Source organism: Citrobacter sp. TBCS-15 (genome assembly GCF_005280815.1).
Lineage (GTDB): Bacteria > Pseudomonadota > Gammaproteobacteria > Enterobacterales > Enterobacteriaceae > Citrobacter > Citrobacter werkmanii.
In genome coordinates this window covers 709,460-727,634 of record NZ_SZWK01000292.1, presented here as the reverse complement: position 1 = coordinate 727,634, position 18,175 = coordinate 709,460, and the positions used below count along the sequence as shown (strand labels likewise).

At 51.5% G+C, this 18,175-nt stretch carries 17 protein-coding genes; 8 read left to right on the top strand and 9 right to left on the bottom strand.

Going from position 1 to position 18,175, the window contains the following annotated elements:
- Positions 1 to 81: 81 nt before the first annotated feature.
- From FDW96_RS21100 to FDW96_RS21090, 3 genes are all read left to right on the top strand, one after another.
- Positions 82 to 1,290, top strand: a complete 1,209-nt coding sequence (locus tag FDW96_RS21100; RefSeq protein ID WP_137366233.1) for an MFS transporter — start codon at positions 82 to 84, stop codon at positions 1,288 to 1,290.
- Positions 1,290 to 2,105: a Cof-type HAD-IIB family hydrolase gene (locus FDW96_RS21095; RefSeq protein WP_042309534.1), complete on the top strand. Its 816-nt coding sequence runs from the start codon at positions 1,290 to 1,292 to the stop codon at positions 2,103 to 2,105. Before FDW96_RS21100 ends, FDW96_RS21095 begins: the two co-directional genes overlap by 1 nt.
- A 108-nt stretch (positions 2,106 to 2,213) precedes the next feature.
- Entirely contained in the window at positions 2,214 to 2,495 is a 282-nt protein-coding gene (locus FDW96_RS21090) for a hypothetical protein (protein ID WP_061381887.1), read from the top strand.
- 27 nt (positions 2,496 to 2,522) lie between these two features.
- On the opposite strand, the gene FDW96_RS21085 is transcribed toward FDW96_RS21090, so the two are convergent.
- Positions 2,523 to 3,755, bottom strand: coding sequence for an MFS transporter (locus tag FDW96_RS21085; RefSeq protein ID WP_079224845.1), 1,233 nt, complete (start codon positions 3,753 to 3,755; stop codon positions 2,523 to 2,525).
- A gap of 296 nt (positions 3,756 to 4,051) precedes the next feature.
- Between FDW96_RS21085 and ybjG the strand changes: the two genes are divergently transcribed.
- Together ybjG and deoR are read left to right on the top strand one after the other, a co-directional pair.
- Positions 4,052 to 4,660: an undecaprenyl-diphosphate phosphatase gene (gene ybjG, locus FDW96_RS21080; protein WP_061381889.1), complete on the top strand. Its 609-nt coding sequence runs from the start codon at positions 4,052 to 4,054 to the stop codon at positions 4,658 to 4,660.
- Between the two features lie 63 nt (positions 4,661 to 4,723).
- Complete coding sequence (gene deoR / locus FDW96_RS21075; protein WP_042309541.1) at positions 4,724 to 5,482, top strand: DNA-binding transcriptional repressor DeoR; 759 nt, start codon at positions 4,724 to 4,726, stop codon at positions 5,480 to 5,482.
- Positions 5,483 to 5,530: 48 nt separating this feature from the next.
- Here deoR and dacC read toward each other — a convergent pair whose 3' ends face one another.
- Complete coding sequence (gene dacC / locus FDW96_RS21070) at positions 5,531 to 6,733, bottom strand: serine-type D-Ala-D-Ala carboxypeptidase (RefSeq protein ID WP_032940149.1); 1,203 nt, start codon at positions 6,731 to 6,733, stop codon at positions 5,531 to 5,533.
- A 329-nt stretch (positions 6,734 to 7,062) separates the two neighbouring features.
- Between dacC and FDW96_RS21065 the strand changes: the two genes are divergently transcribed.
- Positions 7,063 to 7,689, top strand: coding sequence for a glutathione S-transferase family protein (locus FDW96_RS21065; protein ID WP_061381890.1), 627 nt, complete (start codon positions 7,063 to 7,065; stop codon positions 7,687 to 7,689).
- Between the two features lie 5 nt (positions 7,690 to 7,694).
- On the opposite strand, the gene FDW96_RS21060 is transcribed toward FDW96_RS21065, so the two are convergent.
- Together FDW96_RS21060 and bssR are read right to left on the bottom strand one after the other, a co-directional pair.
- Positions 7,695 to 8,792, bottom strand: a complete 1,098-nt coding sequence (locus FDW96_RS21060) for a PQQ-dependent sugar dehydrogenase (protein WP_061381891.1) — start codon at positions 8,790 to 8,792, stop codon at positions 7,695 to 7,697.
- Between the two features lie 102 nt (positions 8,793 to 8,894).
- Positions 8,895 to 9,278, bottom strand: coding sequence for a biofilm formation regulator BssR (bssR, locus tag FDW96_RS21055; RefSeq protein WP_038639191.1), 384 nt, complete (start codon positions 9,276 to 9,278; stop codon positions 8,895 to 8,897).
- Between the two features lie 220 nt (positions 9,279 to 9,498).
- On the opposite strand from bssR, the gene FDW96_RS21050 reads away from it, so the two are divergent.
- Positions 9,499 to 10,425 (top strand): LysR family transcriptional regulator, encoded by a 927-nt coding sequence (locus FDW96_RS21050; protein ID WP_042309545.1) that lies wholly within the window; start codon positions 9,499 to 9,501, stop codon positions 10,423 to 10,425.
- 31 nt (positions 10,426 to 10,456) lie between these two features.
- Here the strand turns inward: FDW96_RS21050 and glgP are convergent, their stop codons facing one another.
- On the bottom strand, positions 10,457 to 12,907 hold the full coding sequence (gene glgP / locus FDW96_RS21045) for a glycogen phosphorylase (RefSeq protein ID WP_137366232.1): 2,451 nt from the start codon (positions 12,905 to 12,907) through the stop codon (positions 10,457 to 10,459).
- 52 nt (positions 12,908 to 12,959) lie between these two features.
- The gene (locus FDW96_RS21040; RefSeq protein WP_227093261.1) at positions 12,960 to 13,145 is read right to left on the bottom strand and encodes a glycine cleavage system protein T; all 186 of its coding nucleotides are present in this window, start codon (positions 13,143 to 13,145) and stop codon (positions 12,960 to 12,962) included.
- 231 nt (positions 13,146 to 13,376) lie between these two features.
- On the opposite strand from FDW96_RS21040, the gene rimO reads away from it, so the two are divergent.
- The gene (rimO, locus tag FDW96_RS21035; protein WP_038639187.1) at positions 13,377 to 14,684 is read left to right on the top strand and encodes a 30S ribosomal protein S12 methylthiotransferase RimO; all 1,308 of its coding nucleotides are present in this window, start codon (positions 13,377 to 13,379) and stop codon (positions 14,682 to 14,684) included.
- Between the two features lie 54 nt (positions 14,685 to 14,738).
- On the opposite strand, the gene gsiD is transcribed toward rimO, so the two are convergent.
- From gsiD to gsiB, 3 genes are read right to left on the bottom strand one after another with little or no spacing between them, the layout of a single operon-like run.
- On the bottom strand, positions 14,739 to 15,650 hold the full coding sequence (gene gsiD / locus FDW96_RS21030) for a glutathione ABC transporter permease GsiD (protein WP_137366231.1): 912 nt from the start codon (positions 15,648 to 15,650) through the stop codon (positions 14,739 to 14,741).
- A 2-nt stretch (positions 15,651 to 15,652) separates the two neighbouring features.
- Positions 15,653 to 16,573, bottom strand: coding sequence for a glutathione ABC transporter permease GsiC (gene gsiC / locus FDW96_RS21025; protein WP_042309550.1), 921 nt, complete (start codon positions 16,571 to 16,573; stop codon positions 15,653 to 15,655).
- A 46-nt stretch (positions 16,574 to 16,619) separates the two neighbouring features.
- Positions 16,620 to 18,158 carry a glutathione ABC transporter substrate-binding protein GsiB gene (gene gsiB, locus FDW96_RS21020; protein ID WP_061381895.1) on the bottom strand — a complete coding sequence of 513 codons (1,539 nt, stop codon included), beginning with the start codon at positions 18,156 to 18,158 and terminating at the stop codon, positions 16,620 to 16,622.
- Positions 18,159 to 18,175 lie beyond the last annotated feature (17 nt).

The following is an 18,175-nucleotide window of genomic DNA, read 5'->3' as shown; positions in this document are numbered from 1 at the left end:
TTTCCTCACCTTGCATTTGTGTACAAATGTACACAGTCTTGCTAATGTTGTCTTCTTCCCTCTTTTCTTTGGTTCGAATTCATGACAGGCACCTCACCACGCAAAGCCTTAAGACGTCGTACCTGGGCGCTTTTCACGTTTTTCTTTTTACCCGGATTACTAATGGCTTCCTGGGCAACGCGTACTCCTGCCATCCGAGATATCCTCTCCATCTCCACTGCCGAAATGGGCGCGGTATTGTTTGGACTCTCTATTGGTTCGATGAGTGGCATTCTTTGTTCGGCCTGGCTGGTGAAACGATTTGGCACGCGTAAAGTGATCCGCACCACCATGTCCTGTGCAGTCCTCGGGATGGCTATCCTCAGCGCGGCGCTATGGTTGCATTCCGCATGGCTTTTCGCGTTTGGCCTGGGCGTGTTTGGCGCCAGCTTTGGCGCAGCGGAAGTCGCCATCAACGTCGAAGGCGCGGCAGTTGAGCGCGAAATGAACAAGACCGTGCTGCCGATGATGCATGGTTTTTACAGTCTGGGAACGCTGGCGGGAGCCGGGGTCGGGATGATGCTTACCGCCTTCAGCGTGCCTGCGACCGTACATATTTTATTGGCGGCAATGGTGGCAATCACTCCTGTCTTTATCGCCATCAAGGCCATTCCAGACGGCACGGGTAAGAATGCCTCTGACGGCGCTCACTCCAGCGAAAAAGGCGTGCCTTTCTATCGCGACATTCAGTTGCTGCTGATTGGCGTCGTGGTGCTGGCGATGGCGTTTGCTGAAGGTTCGGCCAACGACTGGCTGCCGCTGTTGATGGTGGATGGCCACGGATTTAGCCCGACATCAGGCTCGCTGATTTATGCTGGATTTACGCTGGGTATGACCGTGGGTCGATTCACCGGCGGCTGGTTTATCGACCGCTACAGCCGCGTCGCGGTGGTGCGTGCCAGCGCGTTGATGGGGGCGCTTGGCATCAGTCTGATTATTTTTGTCGATAGCACATGGGTAGCGGGTGTTTCCGTTATTCTGTGGGGGCTTGGTGCATCGCTCGGCTTCCCGCTGACCATTTCAGCAGCCAGCGACACCGGTCCCGATGCGCCAACCCGCGTCAGCGTTGTAGCGACCACCGGCTACCTGGCATTCCTGGTAGGGCCGCCGCTGCTGGGCTATCTGGGTGAACATTACGGCCTGCGCAGCGCTATGCTGGTGGTGCTGGCGCTGGTGCTTATCGCCGCCATTGTCGCGAAAGCGGTGGCGAAACCGGATCTCAAAAATACCCCTGTGATGGAGAACAGCTAATGAGCATCAAATTAATTGCGGTCGACATGGATGGCACATTTTTAAGCGACCAAAAAACCTATAACCGTGAGCGGTTTATGGCGCAATACCGTCAAATGAAAGAACAAGGGATCCGCTTTGTCGTCGCCAGCGGCAATCAGTATTACCAGCTCATCTCCTTTTTCCCTGAACTGGCCAATGAAATCTCATTTGTCGCTGAAAACGGCGGTTGGGTAGTCAGTGAAGGGAAAGATATTTTTAACGGTGAACTGGCAAAAGACGATTTCAAGGCCATCGTGGATCATCTGTTGACCCGTACGGACATCGACATTATCGCCTGCGGTAAAAACAGCGCCTATACGCTCAAAAAATACAGCGATGAGCATAAATCCGTTTCCGCCATGTACTATCATCGTCTTGAATTTGTAGATAATTTTGACAATCTCAACGACGTTTTTTTCAAATTCGGGCTGAATATTTCAGACGACCGTATCCCGCAGGTGCAGGCCGATCTCCATGAGGCAATTGGCGATATCATGGTACCGGTGCATACCGGCTACGGCAGCATCGATTTAATTATTCCAGGTGTGCATAAGGCAAATGGTCTGCGCCTGCTGCAACAACGCTGGAATATTAGCGACGACGAGGTTGTTGTGTTTGGCGATGGCGGAAATGATATTGAGATGCTGCGTCAGGCGGGATTTAGTTTCGCAATGGCCAACGCTCACGAACCGGTTGTCCAGGCGGCAAAATATCGCGCGGGATCGAACAACGAAGAGGGTGTGCTGGATGTTATCGACCGCGTATTAAAAAACGAAGCGCCGTTTACGCATTAACGCCTCAGCACAGACGGCAACAAAATGATGATATGATCTATTCATAATCCGCCTCAAATTAACCCCACTGGATTATTACCTCCAGTGATTACTTCAGGCGAGCGGATCATGAAGAAAAGTGTACTGATAGCAACATTGTTGCTGGGTTTTGCGGGGACTTCATTTGCGCAAAGCGTTACCGTGGATGTACCAAGCGGTTATAAAGTGGTGGTCGTGCCCTCTTCCGTCAGCGTTCCGCAGGCGGTCAACGTGACGACCGCGCCACAAACAGTGTATGTTGCTCCAACACCCGCCCCGGCACCTGTCTATCGCGCACATCCCTATGCGCGACATGTTGCCAGCGTAGGTGAAGGGATGGTTATCGAACATCAGATTGACGACCATCACTGAGTTTCGTCAGGCCCGGGCAACCGGGCTTTAGCCTTCCCGGGAATTCCCTACCCGTTTATCTTTCAGAAAGATAACCATCAATATCAGCCACAGTACGCCGCTTGCCAGATTAAACAGGCTGAACAAGCCGTTTCCTCCCAGCAGATAAGCATGTTTGCTCAACTCAATACCGACGGTAAAAATCAGCATCTGCAACATGCCCATAGCGGCAGAAACCGTCCCCTTACTCATTTCACTGGCAAACAACGTCAGGCGGACCAGCCCTGCATTCGCCACGCCAATGCCAAACGCATAGATACTCAAACCCGCCGTCATCCACAAATACGCATGGGATGACACTACCGTGGCCGCCGCGGCAATCACCAGTCCGACGGCGATAGGCCAGCCACCCATGATAATCAGCGAACGCACGGTCTTGCGCGAAGTCAGACGCGCCAGCACCAGATTACCGGCAATCAGCGCCCCAAAAATCGGCACCTGCAACAGGCCATATTCGTAACTGCTGAGATGTTCACCGCTGATGATAATAATCGGCGACTGGGCAATCCACGCCAGTAACGGCAGGCTGACAAAACCCAACGCCAGCGCGCCCGCGACAAAACGTACGTTCCTGAGCACCAGCTTATAATCTTTGCCCAACTCTTTAATGGACAGCTTTTCACCCAGCCGGGTCGCCGTTTCCGGCATCGCGCGTTGCAGGCCAAAGAAGGAGATAGCTGCGAGAGCAGCAAACAGGATAAACATCCCTTCCCACGGCAGAACATGTACCCAGGCCGCGCCAACTAGCGGTCCCAGCAGCGGCGCAATCAGCGCCACGTTTGCCATCAGCGCGGTAATTTTTATACACACCGCTTCCTCAAAGGATTCCTGAATTGCGGCGTAACCCACCGCGCCAATAAAGCACAGGCTTATCCCCTGCAAGAAACGCAGAAAGGTAAATTGCTCAATATTCTGTGCCAGCAGAGTCGCAAGGCAGGTCACAATGAACCAGAGTACGCCGGTTAACATCACCGGGCGACGACCAATACGATCCGACAGTGGCCCTAACAGCCACTGTAAAAACATGCCACCCGCCAGATAGGCAGTCATGGAAGTGGGTACCCAGTCTAATCCGGCCTGATATTGCTCCACCACGGCCAACATTCCAGGTTGGATCATATCGTTACCGATATAAGTAGAGAATTCGTAAAGCACCAGACAGAGAGGGAAAAGTAATGCCTGACGCCCCAACCGGGCGCCTGAAGATAAACGGTTTTGCATGCAGTCTCTTAGCAAATGAAAAAACGCGCAAAGTGTAATAAATGCGCCGTACCGGTGATAGTGAATTATGTGATTTGAAAGCAAAATGCGCACATTTTTACATTCATTTGCTCAAGAACATTTTGCTTTAAGGTTAATTTAAGTTGAGGCCGCTATCATGCTCATTAAGTCTCATTAATTGTCTTAAAAATAGTCATTTAGCAGACAAATAAGACAAGACCGCTTTTTATCCTGTAACAGCAATTTTATGCTCTCCCCCTATGGGCCTTTTAACGAGTACACTGAGTCTGGACGTTATGCTGGAAAATCTTAATAATTCGCTGTTTTACCTGATCAACGCAACGCCGGACTCTGCGCAATGGGCTATCTCGCTGGCCATATTTATTGCCAAAGATTTAATCACCATTGTCCCGCTGTTAGCGGTTATTCTCTGGCTTTGGGGACCGCGCGCTCAGGTTACTCTCCAGCGCCAGTTGGTCATAAAAATGGCGATAGCGCTGGCAGTTGGCCTGACTATTTCATGGCTGATGGGGCATCTGTTCCCCCACGATCGTCCGTTCGTTAACCACATCGGGTACAACTTCCTCCACCATGCGGCGGATGACTCTTTCCCGAGCGATCACGGCACGGTTATCTTTACTTTTGCTCTGGCTTTCCTGTTCTGGCATCGCCTGTGGACTGGCGCGCTGCTGATGGTTGTCGCCGTGGCGATTGCCTGGTCGCGCGTATACCTTGGCGTACACTGGCCGCTGGATATGCTGGGCGGATTCCTGGCTGGGCTGATCGGCTGCCTGAGCGCCCAGATGATCTGGCAACGGTTCGGCGCGCCCCTTTACTTCGGCTTGCAGACCTGCTATCGCACCTGTTTCGCTCTGCCCATCCGTAAAGGCTGGGTGCGTGACTAACCCACGGTAAAAAGAGTAGTATTAGGCGCAATACGAGCACTTATACTACTCTCCAGGGGAACTATGGAAACTCGACGCGACGAGCGTATTGGTCAGTTGCTACAGGCGCTGAAACGCAGCGATAAATTACACCTCAAAGAAGCCGCGACGCTGCTGGGCGTATCTGAGATGACCATTCGTCGCGACCTGAATAATAACAATGCGCCTGTCGTCTTACTCGGGGGCTATATTGTTCTGGAGCCCCGCAGCGCCAACCACTATTTAATCAGCGATCAAAAATCCCGTCTGGTTGATGAAAAGCGCCGTGCCGCACAGCAGGCGGCAAGCCTCGTGCAGGCGCATCAGACCATCTTTTTCGACTGCGGCACGACCACGCCGTGGATTATTGAGGCTATCGACAATGAACTGCCTTTCACCGCAATCTGCTACTCGCTAAATACGTTTCTGGTATTGCAGGAAAAACCGCAGTGTCGCGTCATTCTATGTGGCGGGGAATTTCATGCCAGTAACGCCATCTTCAAACCGCTCGATTTTCAGGAAACACTGAATAATCTGTGCCCGGATATCGCCTTTTATTCCGCGGCAGGCGTGCACATTGAGAAAGGCGCGACCTGCTTTAATCTGGAAGAATTAGCGGTGAAACACTGGGCAATGTCGATGGCGCAGCATCACGTTCTGGTGGTCGACCACAGCAAGTTTGGGAAGGTACGTCCTGCGAGGATGGGGGAATTAAAACGTTTTGATACCATCATCAGTGACAGCCGCCCCGACGATGAGTTTGTGGAATACGCCAAGGCGCAACGCATAAAGCTGTTGTACTAGATGATACTGCCGGACAGCGATGTTAGCGCCATCCGGCAATCGATTAGATTAAGAGAACCAGCCGCCAAACCACTGGTGGAACTTCATCATCACAAAATCCCACATCCGGCTAAAGAAACCACCCTCTTCCACTGCTTCCATCACCATCAACGGACGTTGCTCGATAGATTTACCGTTCAACTGGAAGTCGATAGTCCCCACAACCTGCCCCTTTTTCAGCGGCGCGGTTAACTGTGGCTCGGTTAGCGTAAAGCTGGCTTTCAGGTTCTTAAGCTGACCGCGCGGGATAGTTACCGAACCCGCTTCCCCAGCCCCCAAATTGACTTCGCTCTTATCGCCAAACCAGACGCGCTGAGTCACGAAGGTGGCATCCGGTTTAATCGGCGTAACGGTTTCAAAGAAGCGGAAGCCCCAGGTCAGCAGTTTTTCTGATTCATTAAAACGGATACGGTCGGTTTTCGCCCCCAGCACGACGGAGATCAGACGCATATCGCCCTGGGTCGCGGAAGCGACGAGGTTATAACCCGCGCCCGCCGTGGTACCGGTTTTCATTCCGTCCACGTTCAGATTGGTGCTCCACAACAGACGGTTGCGGTTCGGCTGGCGAATTTTATTAAAGGTAAACTCTTTCTCTTTGTGGATAGCGTATTCTTCGGGCACATCGTGGATTAACGCCTTGCCGAGCAACGCCATATCACGCGCGGTACTGAACTGCCCTGCCGCATCCAGGCCATGCACCGTCTGGAACGTGGTATTGGTCAGTCCCAGTTTTTTCGCGTAACCGTTCATCAGACCGATGAAGGACTCCTGACTCCCGGCAACGTAATCAGCGAGTGCAATACAGGCATCATTACCAGACTGAATGATAACGCCTTTGTTCAGATCGGATACCGCAACCTGATCGCCAGGTTTGAGGAACATAACCGACGAACCGCGCAGGGCCGGATTACCGGTCGCCCAGGCATCTTTGCCCACGGTGACCATGTCGTTGAGGTTAATTTTTCCGGCCTTCAGCGCCTGACCGACCACATAGCTGGTCATGATTTTGGTCAGACTGGCAGGATCCAGTTTCTCATCAGCATTACCTTCCGCCAGCACCTTGCCGCTGGCGTAATCCATCAGGATCCATGCACGCGCGTCCACGCTCGGAGGAGCCGTGGGTTGCTCCGCCGCCTGTACGGTCGGTGCCAAAAGGATTAAGAGTGCAGAACCAGCAGCAAAGCTGCGAAGTGAAGAGAAGTATTGCGTCATAAATGCCACCCGAGTATCCATTCTAAAAAACCACGTCATACCACACCGTGTTTACACAAAACTGGCCAGACAACCTCGGCCAACCCATTGCAGAAAAAGTCTGATGGATGACGTGTAAAATAAGTGCGGTGAGTAATAACGCACTAACGAGCTTAAAGAAACCGTAAGTTGGTAAAGTTTTTAAAGTTTATGCAATAACGCCGCGCAGCGCTGCCCCTGGCACGATTTTTTTAGACGTTATTGCGTAAATATTAGGTTTACCCCACCATGTGAGCGAGTCAGAGGGTATCTGCAGCCATAAAGCTGCTCAATTAATTTGCGGGGTTACTATGATTACACTGTGGGGTCGCAATAACTCGACCAACGTAAAAAAAGTATTGTGGACGCTCGAAGAACTGGAACTGCCGTATAACCAAATTCTGGCAGGCGGGCAGCATGGCGGTAACCGCGATGCCGACTATCTGGCGATGAACCCGAACGGGTTGGTCCCACTGCTACGCGATGATGAAACAGACGTTGTCCTGTGGGAATCCAATACCATTGTCCGTTATCTGGCGGCGCAGTACGGGCAAAAGCGTTTGTGGATTGAGGCACCTGCCGCGCGTGCCGTCGGCGAAAAATGGATGGATTGGGCGAACCAGACGCTGAGTCCTGCGCACCGGGTTATCTTATTTGGTCTGGTCAGAACGCCAGCCGATCAACGCGACATGGCAGCCATTGAGGCAAGTATTCAGGTTTGCGATAACCTGTTTGCTATTCTGGATAACGCGCTGGCGGACCAGCCGTGGTTCTCCGGGGCGGAATTTGGCACGGCGGATATCGCCATTGCGCCATTCGTCTATAACCTGTTCAACGTTGGTTTGACATGGACCCCGCGTCCACACCTGGAACGCTGGTATCAGCAACTGACGGAACGCCCGGCATTTCAAAAAGTGGTGATGATCCCGGTCAGTTAATCAGCTCAGGGACTCACCTTCAGTAATTCCCCGTCGGACTCGTCGGTTAACACGTACAAATAGCCGTCAGGTCCGACGCGCACATCGCGGATCCGCTGTCCCCTTTCCTGCAACAGGCCTCCCTCTTCGATGACCGTATTCCCTTTGACGCTCAGCACGATCACCTCTTTATCTTTCAACGCGCCGATAAACAGCTTCTGCCGCCACTGTGGGAAGGTATCGCTATTGTAAAAAGCCATTCCGCTGACTGCCGGTGACTTTTCCCAGTAAAAGATAGGCTGTTCTGTACCCGCAACAATTTGCCCCTTGGCTTCTGGAATTTTGAGACCACTATAGTTAATCCCCCAGGTTGCGATCGGCCAACCGTAGTTTTTGCCTCTTGCGGGGATATTGATTTCATCGCCTCCACGCGGACCATGCTCATTGAGCCACAGCGCATCGCTCCACGGATTCATTGCCATACCTTGTGGATTACGGATGCCATACGACCAAATTTCTGCCCGCGCCCCCGACTGATTCACAAACGGATTATCCGGCGGCGTTTTGCCCTCGTCGGTCAGACGAACCACCTTGCCCTGCAATTTATTTAGATCCTGGGCGGTTGCACGTTGGTTATTCTCACCCAGGCCGATAAACAGATAGCCATGATCATCAAACACCATGCGCCCGCCAAAATGGTTTCCGGTTGAGAGCTTCGGCTGTTGGCGAAAAACGGTCTGGAACGCTTGCAAGTGTTTGAGATCGTCGCTCAGTCGTCCGTAACCCACCGCCGTGCCGGCTTTACCCTCACTGTCGGCTTCAGCGAAGCTGAGCCACACTCGCCGGGATCGTTCAAAGTCAGGCGCTAACACCACATCCAACAATCCTCCCTGACCATTCGCCCAGACTTTAGGTACGCCGGTCAGCGGGTCGGAAAGTCCCTTATCAGGCTGCCAGAGTCGAAGCTGGCCGCCTTTGAGCGTAATTAACATACCGCGATTATCGGGTAAAAAAGCCAGCGACCACGGGTGATCAAGTTTGGTTTGCAGCACCTCCACCTTTACCGCGGCGGCATAAGAGGAAAATAGCGCAAGTGGGATAGCACAGAGAAAGAGTTGACGCATAACACCTCCTGAATGGCTCTGCATAAAGCGTAGCCAGCAGGGGGAATTATCCCGCTACATTTACATAATCTTAACGAAAAGGGGGAGCGCCCTCCCCCTGATTCAGACGTGTTCCAGCGTTGGATAAGATTGCAAACACTGGATGCTCAGCGTCAGCGTTGTCAGGCAGTTTTCCAGTTTATCTGCGTTAACGGCAATAAAAGTTGGACAATCGTGATGTCCACTCATAAGACAAACAGCGGCGGCGGCTAACGCCCCTTCAGCACGATGAAGGGCATTCCACTCTTCCTGATCAAGATGCATACCGTGAAGTTGTGATTGCTCGTGCAGTTCGCGATTCAGCACAAAAAAATTATCACGCAGACGATCGCTCTCGCTGACTGACATGTAGCCTTTCGCTTTTCTCAACAGCAGATAAGCGGCAAGTTCGATACGGGCGTTTATCAATTTGTTGAGAAGATCGGTTCTCAGTCTGTCAACAACCATACTTTGTTCCTCCTCTTTCCAACCATGGTGCAACTTAATAGTATGGTTGTTTTTTGAACAAATAGATGTCCTACATCAACAAAGCTCAATTGATTAACATAATTTACAATGTTACAACTCCAGGCGATGCGCTTAGCGAAAATGGTCAGTTTCCCGCTAGCATGACATTTTTTGCTATACCTGATGTGATTACTGCCGTAGTGCTGATTATGAGGGGTCTATGTCGAAAGCAAATGATGCAGAGAAAATTCGCACACTATCAAAAATTGATCTCAATCTGCTGACGATTTTCTGTTTGATCTATAGCGTAGGCAGCATCTCCCGAGTCGCTGATATGTTGAATATCTCACCCTCTGCCGTCAGCCAGTCCTTGAGAAAACTGCGCGAAATGATGGGGGATAATCTGTTTGTCCGCAGCGGAAATGCGCTGTTACCGACGGTCTACTCTGATGAGCTTTATGATAATACGATCCCTATTATCGACAAACTGTCGTTGCTGATGCCGCTTTCCACGCCTGCCGCCAAAAAAAGGCTAACGCTCTATACGGAATCTTTTATATCCCCTATCGTCATTCCCGATGTTACCGCGAGAATAATCGATACCGACGCCGATATCAGTCTCCTGCACCTCACCGCCGACCTGAATGAACAGAGCATTATTGAGTTATTGAATATGCGCCAGGCGGATGTCGTTTTTTCAACTTTTTCCGTTGAGTCAGCAAGCCTTTCATGCCAGAAAATATGCGATATGCGCCTGGTACTGGTAGCGTCGCAGAATAATGCTTTATACGGTAGTTCCATTAGCGAAGCACAATTCAGAAACGCGAACCTGGTGGGTTATAATACCAAGAATGAAAAAATCATTTACCATCGCAGTATTGTGGATAAAAAATTCAGATCCGGGGATCGCTGCCTGCTGACCTCATCATTTACGGCGATACTGACGATTGTGTCCAATACCCATTGTATAGGGGTGATCCCGGAAAAGGTGTTTGCAACACATGCTCATCTGTATGGGCTGAAAAAAATAAACACGCCGTTTCCCCTGCCGCAATTTAGTGTGTTTGCTTCATCACGCAAAGACAGCAATACCCATAAGATCCTCTCCCCCATACTCGCCGATTTGCAAACCGCCTCCCTGTTATAAAAACCAGGGAGGCTCAGCGTTAGGGAAATTGCTATACGTGAATTTTAGCTATGCGCCAGATATGGTCGGCATATTCCTGCACCGTTCTGTCCGATGAGAAATACCCCATGTTGGCAATATTGTGCATCGTCCTGGTCGTCCACTCCCGGGGAGTTCGATACAGCTCATCCACCGCATCCTGACAGTTCACATAGCTGCGGTAATCCGCCAACACCTGATAGGTGTCGCCAAAATTGATTAATGAATCCAGCACGTCTCTGTAACGTCCGGGCTCCTGCGGGCTGAACATACCCGTACCGATTTGCGTCAGCGCCTGGTGCAATTCCTCATCATTTTCAAAGATGCGTCGCGGGTCATAGCCATCGCGTCGTAAGGCTTCAACCTGATTAGCCGTATTACCAAAGATGAAGATGTTATCTTCCCCAACGTACTCGCGCATTTCAATATTCGCGCCGTCGAGCGTACCAATGGTCAACGCGCCATTCATACCAAACTTCATATTGCTGGTCCCGGAGGCTTCCGTCCCGGCCAGGGAAATTTGCTCTGACAGATCGGCAGCAGGAATAATTAGCTGTGCGAGACTGACGCTGTAATCCGGGATGAAAACCACCTTTAGTTTGCCGCCTGTTTGCGGGTCATTGTTGACTAACTGCGCCACATCATTAATTAAGCGGATAATTTGCTTCGCCATGTAATAAGACGAGGCGGCTTTTCCGGCAAAAATATTCACCCGTGGAACCCAGTTGGCATCCGGCGCGGCTTTAATCCGGTTATAGCGCGTGATCACATGCAGCACATTCATAAGCTGCCGCTTGTATTCGTGAATACGTTTCACCTGCACATCAAACAGCGCATCAGGATTCACCACCACGCCGTAATGGGCGGCAATATGTTGCGCCAATCGCTGCTTATTTTCATACTTCGCCCGGCGCACCGCCTCATTCACCGTCGGATAATCTATGTATTGCTTTAACTCGCCCAATTGCATTAATTTGGTCCGCCAGCTTTCGCCAATATTCTCATCCAGCACATTGGCAAGCGGAGGATTAGCCAACGCCAGCCAACGCCGCGCCGTGACACCATTGGTTACGTTGGTGAAACGCAGAGGAAAGATACGCTCAAAATCAGCAAACAGAGAGTCGGTCATCAGCTTTGAATGCAACACCGACACGCCATTTACCTTATGACTGACAACCACCGCCAGCCAGGCCATGCGCACCACGCGCCCATTAGATTCATCAATCAGCGATACGCGCTGCAGCAGTTCGCTATCATCGCGATAGCGCTCCTGTAACGTCTTCAGGAAGCGGTCGTTAATCTCAAAAATAATCTGCAAATGACGCGGTAAAAGTCGACTTAGCATTTCTACCGGCCAGGTTTCCAGCGCCTCGCTCATCAACGTATGGTTAGTATAAGAAAAAATCTGACAGGTCACGTCAAACGCGTTATCCCAACTAAACTGGTGATGATCAATCAACAAACGCATCAGCTCTGGGATCGCCAGCACCGGATGCGTATCATTGAGGTGGATAGCGATTTTATCGGCCAGATTATCGTATGTGCGGTGCAACTGATAATGACGGCTCAGGATGTCCTGAATCGTGGCCGAGGCCAGGAAATAGGCCTGGCGTAAACGCAGTTCACGTCCTGCATCGGTCGAATCATCAGGGTACAAAACTCGCGAGATCCTCTCGAAGTGATATTTGTTTTCCACTTCCGTAGCAAAGTCTTCCTGCTGATTCAGTTTGCCCGCATTGACCTCACTATTTACCTGAACGTTCCACAACCGCAATGTATTGGTAGTGTCCGTCGCATAGCCGGGAATAATCTGGTCATGGGCCACCGCCAGAATATCTTCAGTTTCTAGCCAGCGGGTTTTATTCCCTTCTTGTTGCAGTCGCCCGCCAAAGCGCACTTTATAATGCGTATTATGACGTTTGAATTCCCACGGATTACCGTATTCTAACCAATAGTCCAGCGACTCTTTTTGCACGCCATCAACGATATTTTGTTTAAACATACCGTAGTTATAGCGAATGCCGTATCCGCATCCCGGCAGGCCAAGCGTTGCCAGAGAATCAAGGAAACAAGCCGCCAGTCGTCCGAGACCGCCATTTCCAAGTCCGGGATCATTTTCCTCGTCAATTAGCTCTTCCAGTTCCAGCCCCATTGCCTCAAGCGCGCTTCTGACTTCGTCGTAAATACCTAACGAGAGCAACGCATTAGACAGCGTACGGCCAATTAAAAATTCCATCGACAGATAATAAACCTGGCGCGCATCCTGAGAGAATTGTGCCCGATTGGAACGGTGCCAGCGCTCGACCATTCGATCGCGTACCGCATATAACGTCGCATTAAGCCACTCCCGTTTCGTGGCGATGGCGGGATCTTTGCCAATAGTAAATAAAAGTTTATTAGCAATATCATCTCTCAGTTTATCAACATCAGAGTCCGCCGCGAGCGGTAGTGGCGAAATATACATATTAACGTTACCTTTCAAATTTTGCAGGATGGGTAATAGACAGGTGAATTATTTAAACTCTGGGTTTGCGAGCGTCAGTTTTTTGCCGAATAATTTCATGACTGGCGATAAACGTTAATTCTGTCATTAATACACGCCAACTTAAGCCTGTAGCCAGTGAGATATAATATAAACTCACACCATTAGCATAAAGAGTTTTAGCCATTTCAAGTTTCGACTGCAAAACAATATCTTTCAAATTTAACCTCATTAATAACGCTCGACGAGATAAAATTTATGCTAATTAATTTCTACAGCCAAGAAGTGACACTTAAAGCCGGAATTAGACTCGCTAAACACCTTCCGCTAACCGATCCACTATTTATAGGTATTGGTCTTTATTCTCCCGGTCTTATGCCGATCAGATATAGATGTACCGTGACGGCATCTGTATAATCCCCCGATTACGAGCAATGTACAGTATAAGAAAATGGCAAAAATTGGTTTTATATCACTAGGTTGTCCGAAAAACCTCGTCGATTCTGAGCGCATCCTGACCGAACTTCGTACCGAAGGCTATGATGTTGTGCCAAGCTACGACGACGCGGATATGGTTATCGTTAACACCTGCGGCTTTATCGACAGCGCGGTTCAGGAGTCCCTGGAAGCAATCGGTGAAGCGTTGAACGAAAACGGCAAGGTGATCGTTACCGGCTGTCTGGGCGCGAAAGTCGATCAGATCCGTGAAGTCCACCCGAAAGTGCTGGAAATCACCGGTCCGCACAGCTATGAACAGGTTCTGGAGCACGTTCACCACTATGTGCCAAAACCAAAGCATAACCCGTTCCAGAGTCTGGTTCCTGAGCAGGGCGTCAAGCTGACTCCGCGCCATTATGCCTATCTGAAAATTTCTGAAGGCTGCAACCACCGCTGCACGTTCTGCATTATTCCCTCAATGCGTGGCGATCTGGTGAGCCGTCCGATCGGCGACGTTCTCAGCGAAGCCAAGCGTCTGGTAGATGCGGGCGTGAAAGAGATACTGGTCATTTCTCAGGATACCTCCGCGTACGGCGTGGATGTGAAGCATCGCACCGGTTTCCATAACGGCGAGCCGGTCAAAACCAGCATGGTTGATTTGTGTGAACAGTTATCAAAACTGGGGATCTGGACGCGTCTGCATTACGTCTATCCCTACCCGCACGTTGATGACGTAATCCCGCTGATGGCGGAAGGTAAAATCCTGCCGTATCTGGACATCCCGCTGCAGCATGCCAGCCCGCGTATTCTTAAGCTGATGAAACGCCCAGGTTCAGTCGACAGACAGCTGGCGCGCATCAAGCAGTGGCGTGAAATCTGTCCTGAACTGACGCTGCGCTCCACCTTCATTGTCGGTTTCCCGGGTGAAACAGAAGAAGACTTCCAGATGCTGCTCGACTTCCTGAAGGAAGCACGCCTGGATCGCGTCGGCTGCTTTAAATACAGCCCGGTTGAAGGCGCTGGCGCCAATGACCTGCCAGACCAAATCCCGGAAGAGGTGAAAGAAGAACGCTGGAACCGCTTTATGCAGTTGCAACAGCAGATCTCTGCTGAACGCTTGCAGGAGAAAGTGGGCCGCGAAATTCTGGTTATCGTTGATGAAGTTGACGAAGAAGGCGCGATTGGTCGCAGTATGGCTGACGCCCCGGAAATCGATGGCGCGGTATACCTGAATGGCGAAACCAGGGTGAAACCTGGCGATATCATTCGCGTGAAGGTCGAAAACGCAGATGAATACGATCTGTGGGGCACCCGCGTTTAAATAGCGTAACCCAACGTAGGCCGAATAAGCGTTACGTCTTATCCGGCCTGCGGTTTATCCTTTTATCTTCGGGTCCAGCGCGTCGCGCAGACCATCGCCCAGTAAGTTAAACACCAGCACCGTCAGAAATATCGCCACCGCCGGGAAAATTGCCACGTGGGGTGCTATCACCATATCGGCCCGCGCCTCATTGAGCATTGCACCCCACTCCGGGGTCGGCGGCTGCGCGCCCAATCCCAGGAATGACAAGCTCGCGGCAGAGATAATCGACGTGCCAATTCGCATGGTAAAAAAGACCACGATCGATGAGACCGTTCCCGGCAGAATATGGTTAAAGATGATGGTTGCATCGCTGGCACCAATACTGCGGGCAGATTCAATAAAGGTCTGCTGCTTCAGCACTAGCGTATTCCCGCGCACCAGGCGCGCGAAGGCCGGAATGGAAAAAATAGCCACGGCAATAATCACGTTGGCAATACCGCTTCCCAGCACCGCCACCACAGCAATCGCCAGCAAAATCCCCGGAAAGGCGAACAGTACATCGCAGATGCGCATAATCAGTCGATCCCACCAGCCTGCGTAGTATCCCGCCAGCAACCCCAGCACCGTGCCAATCGCCGCGCCAATAAATACGGCAAAGACGCCAGCCGCCAGCGAGATTTGCGCGCCAACCAGCACACGGCTAAAGATATCCCTTCCCAGGGAGTCAACGCCAAACCAGTGCAACATCGACGGTCCGTCATTCAGACGGTCATAATCGAAGTAGTTTTCAGCATCAAATGGCGTCAGCCAGCGGGCAAAAATCGCCACCATAATCAGTACAAGGACAAATAATCCCGCGAACAGCGCCATGCGCTGGCGACGGAAACGACGCCAGAACTCATGCCACGGCGTGCGTATCTGCTCTGGCTTAACAAGAGGCATCGCATTCAAAATCGCCTGTCGGCGCCAGTTAAAAAATCGCATCCTTACTTGTACCTGATAGCCGGATTAATGGCGGCGTAGAGTACATCCACCACTAAGTTAATAAGAATAAACGCCAGAGAAAACAACAGCACCTCGGCCTGTATCACTGGGTAGTCGCGCATTTCGACTGAGTCCACTAACAGTCGTCCAAGCCCAGGCCAGTTAAACACCTTCTCAACCACAATTGAGCCGCCAAGCAAAAAGCCAAACTGTAGTCCCATCATGGTAACCACCGGGATCATCGCGTTCCGCAGACCATGTTTTAACACCACCCAGGTTTCACTCACTCCTTTAGCTCGCGCGGTGCGCATATAGTCTTCACTGAGCACATCAACAAACGAGGCGCGGGTAAAGCGGGCCAATACCGCTGCCACCGCCGCCCCCAGCGTGATTGACGGCAGGATATAGTGCAGCCAGGTGTCAGCGCCCACGGTGGGCAACCAGCCGAGTTCAACAGAAAATATCTGCATAAGCAGCATGCCGAGCGCAAAGGCCGGAAAAGAGATCCCGGTGACCGCCAGCGTCATACTTAACCTGTCCGGCCAGCGATTACGCCATACGGCGGCGATAATCCCCGCCGTCATACCAAATAACACTGCCCACGCCATACTGGCAATTGTCAGCCATAGCGATGGCATAAAACGGCTGGCAATTTCTTCCGCAACCGGGCGACGAGAAACCATCGAGGTTCCAAAATCGCCTTGCAACACGTTGGTCATGTAATGCCAGAACTGAATATGCAGCGGTTGGTCCAGACCTAGTTGCTTACGCACCAGTTCAATCACCTCAGCATCAGCCTCCGGTCCGGCAATCAGCCGGGCCGGATCACCGGGTAGCATGTGAACAAATAAAAACACCAGCACCGCCACAATTAACAGCGTTGGAATCAACCCCAGCAGGCGCTTGAAAACATAGTTAAGCATCACGCTCCCTTCGCCGGCCCCTGCATTACGGGGCCGAATGCATCGCTTATTTTAAATCCGCATCATCAAAGCTAAATCCGGTATCCGGCATGATCCAAAATCCGGTCAACCTGGTACTGTGCGCCGAAATCAGTTTTTCCACCACCAGCGGGATCCACGGCGACTCTTTCCAGATAATATCCTGCGCATCTTTGTACAGCTTCGCTTTCTGCGCTGGATCGTTGGTTTGCAAAGCCGCAGCTAGATCACTGTCCACCTGCTTATTGCTGTAGAACGCCGTGTTAAACAGGGTTGGCGGCCAGTTTTGTGATGCAAACAGCGGCGACAGCGCCCAGTCCGCTTCTCCTGTAGACGCAGACCAGCCGGTGTAGAACATCCGCACTCCGCTCTCTTTCTGCGCTTTACCTTCAACTTCCGCCGCACGCTGACCAGCGTCCATCGCCGTTACCTGAGCCTTAATGCCCACCTGCGCCAGCTGCTGCTGGGTAAATTGCAACACTTTCTGTGCAGTACTGTGGTTATGCGAAGACCACAGCGTGGTGGTAAAACCATTAGGGTAGCCCGCTTCTTTCAGCAACTCGCGCGCTTTCGCTGGATCATAAGGCCACGGCGTATAGCTTTGCGCATAGGCAATCGATGGCGGGAGAACACCGGTGGCAGGCGTCGCGTACCCGGCAAAAGCAACTTTAACCAGCGCCTGACGGTTGATGGCATAATTCAGTGCCTCACGTACCTTCGGGTTATCGAACGGTTTTTGCGTGACGTTCATGCTGATATAACGTTGCATGATAGACGGACTGGCCACCAGTTCCAGGTTTTTGTTCTTCGCCAGTAGCGCCGCCTGCTCGTAAGGGATCGGGAAGGCAAACTGCGCTTCCCCGGTCTGCAGCATGGCCGCACGCGTGTTGTTGTCGGTCACTGGACGCCAGGTGATCGTATCCAGCTTTGGCAGCCCTTGCTGCCAGTAGCCCGCGAACTTCTTAACCTTCACAAAATCCGTCTGATTCCAGGTATCAAGCTGGTACGGCCCGGTCCCCACTGGGTGGAAACCTATCTCCTTACCGTATTTCTCCAGCGCGGCGGGAGAAATCATCGCCGTTGCCGGATGCGCCAGAATATTGATAAAGGCAGAGAACGGCTGTTTCAGCGTAATCTTCACCGTCGACGGATCGACGACTTCGGTTTTATCGATATTCTTATACAGATTGTAACGTTTCAGATGGTTTTCCGGATTACTGGCCCGATCGAGGTTAGCTTTGACCGCATCGGCGTTGAAGTCAGTGCCATCCTGAAACTTCACACCCTGACGCAGCTTAAGGGTGTAAGTCAGGCCATCATCAGAAACCGTATAACTCTCCGCCAGCACATTTTTCAGCTTCATCTCTTTATCAAGGCCAAACAGTCCTTGATAAAACGACTTTGCTACCGCCTGCGACAACGTGTCGTTCGCGTCATAGGGGTCGAGCGTGGTGAAGTTAGATCCCACTGCCACCACCACGTCTTTGGCGGCCCAGCCCGGTGCGGCGGCCAGCGCCGAGGCCACTCCCACAGCAACCAGCCATTTTCGAGCAACAATTTTTGTCATGTTATTCTCCTTGAACC

Excerpts from the sequence above, each read along its gene's own strand:
- FDW96_RS21100 (WP_137366233.1), top strand. The coding sequence starts at position 82 with ATGACAGGCACCTCACCACGCAAAGCCTTAAGACGTCGTACCTGGGCG.
- FDW96_RS21095 (WP_042309534.1), top strand. The coding sequence starts at position 1,290 with ATGAGCATCAAATTAATTGCGGTCGACATGGATGGCACATTTTTAAGC.
- FDW96_RS21090 (WP_061381887.1), top strand. The coding sequence starts at position 2,214 with ATGAAGAAAAGTGTACTGATAGCAACATTGTTGCTGGGTTTTGCGGGG.
- FDW96_RS21085 (WP_079224845.1), bottom strand. The coding sequence starts at position 3,755 with ATGCAAAACCGTTTATCTTCAGGCGCCCGGTTGGGGCGTCAGGCATTA.
- ybjG (WP_061381889.1), top strand. The coding sequence starts at position 4,052 with ATGCTGGAAAATCTTAATAATTCGCTGTTTTACCTGATCAACGCAACG.
- deoR (WP_042309541.1), top strand. The coding sequence starts at position 4,724 with ATGGAAACTCGACGCGACGAGCGTATTGGTCAGTTGCTACAGGCGCTG.
- dacC (WP_032940149.1), bottom strand. The coding sequence starts at position 6,733 with ATGACGCAATACTTCTCTTCACTTCGCAGCTTTGCTGCTGGTTCTGCA.
- FDW96_RS21065 (WP_061381890.1), top strand. The coding sequence starts at position 7,063 with ATGATTACACTGTGGGGTCGCAATAACTCGACCAACGTAAAAAAAGTA.
- FDW96_RS21060 (WP_061381891.1), bottom strand. The coding sequence starts at position 8,792 with ATGCGTCAACTCTTTCTCTGTGCTATCCCACTTGCGCTATTTTCCTCT.
- bssR (WP_038639191.1), bottom strand. The coding sequence starts at position 9,278 with ATGGTTGTTGACAGACTGAGAACCGATCTTCTCAACAAATTGATAAAC.
- FDW96_RS21050 (WP_042309545.1), top strand. The coding sequence starts at position 9,499 with ATGTCGAAAGCAAATGATGCAGAGAAAATTCGCACACTATCAAAAATT.
- glgP (WP_137366232.1), bottom strand. The coding sequence starts at position 12,907 with ATGTATATTTCGCCACTACCGCTCGCGGCGGACTCTGATGTTGATAAA.
- rimO (WP_038639187.1), top strand. The coding sequence starts at position 13,377 with ATGGCAAAAATTGGTTTTATATCACTAGGTTGTCCGAAAAACCTCGTC.
- gsiD (WP_137366231.1), bottom strand. The coding sequence starts at position 15,650 with ATGCGATTTTTTAACTGGCGCCGACAGGCGATTTTGAATGCGATGCCT.
- gsiC (WP_042309550.1), bottom strand. The coding sequence starts at position 16,573 with ATGCTTAACTATGTTTTCAAGCGCCTGCTGGGGTTGATTCCAACGCTG.
- gsiB (WP_061381895.1), bottom strand. The coding sequence starts at position 18,158 with ATGACAAAAATTGTTGCTCGAAAATGGCTGGTTGCTGTGGGAGTGGCC.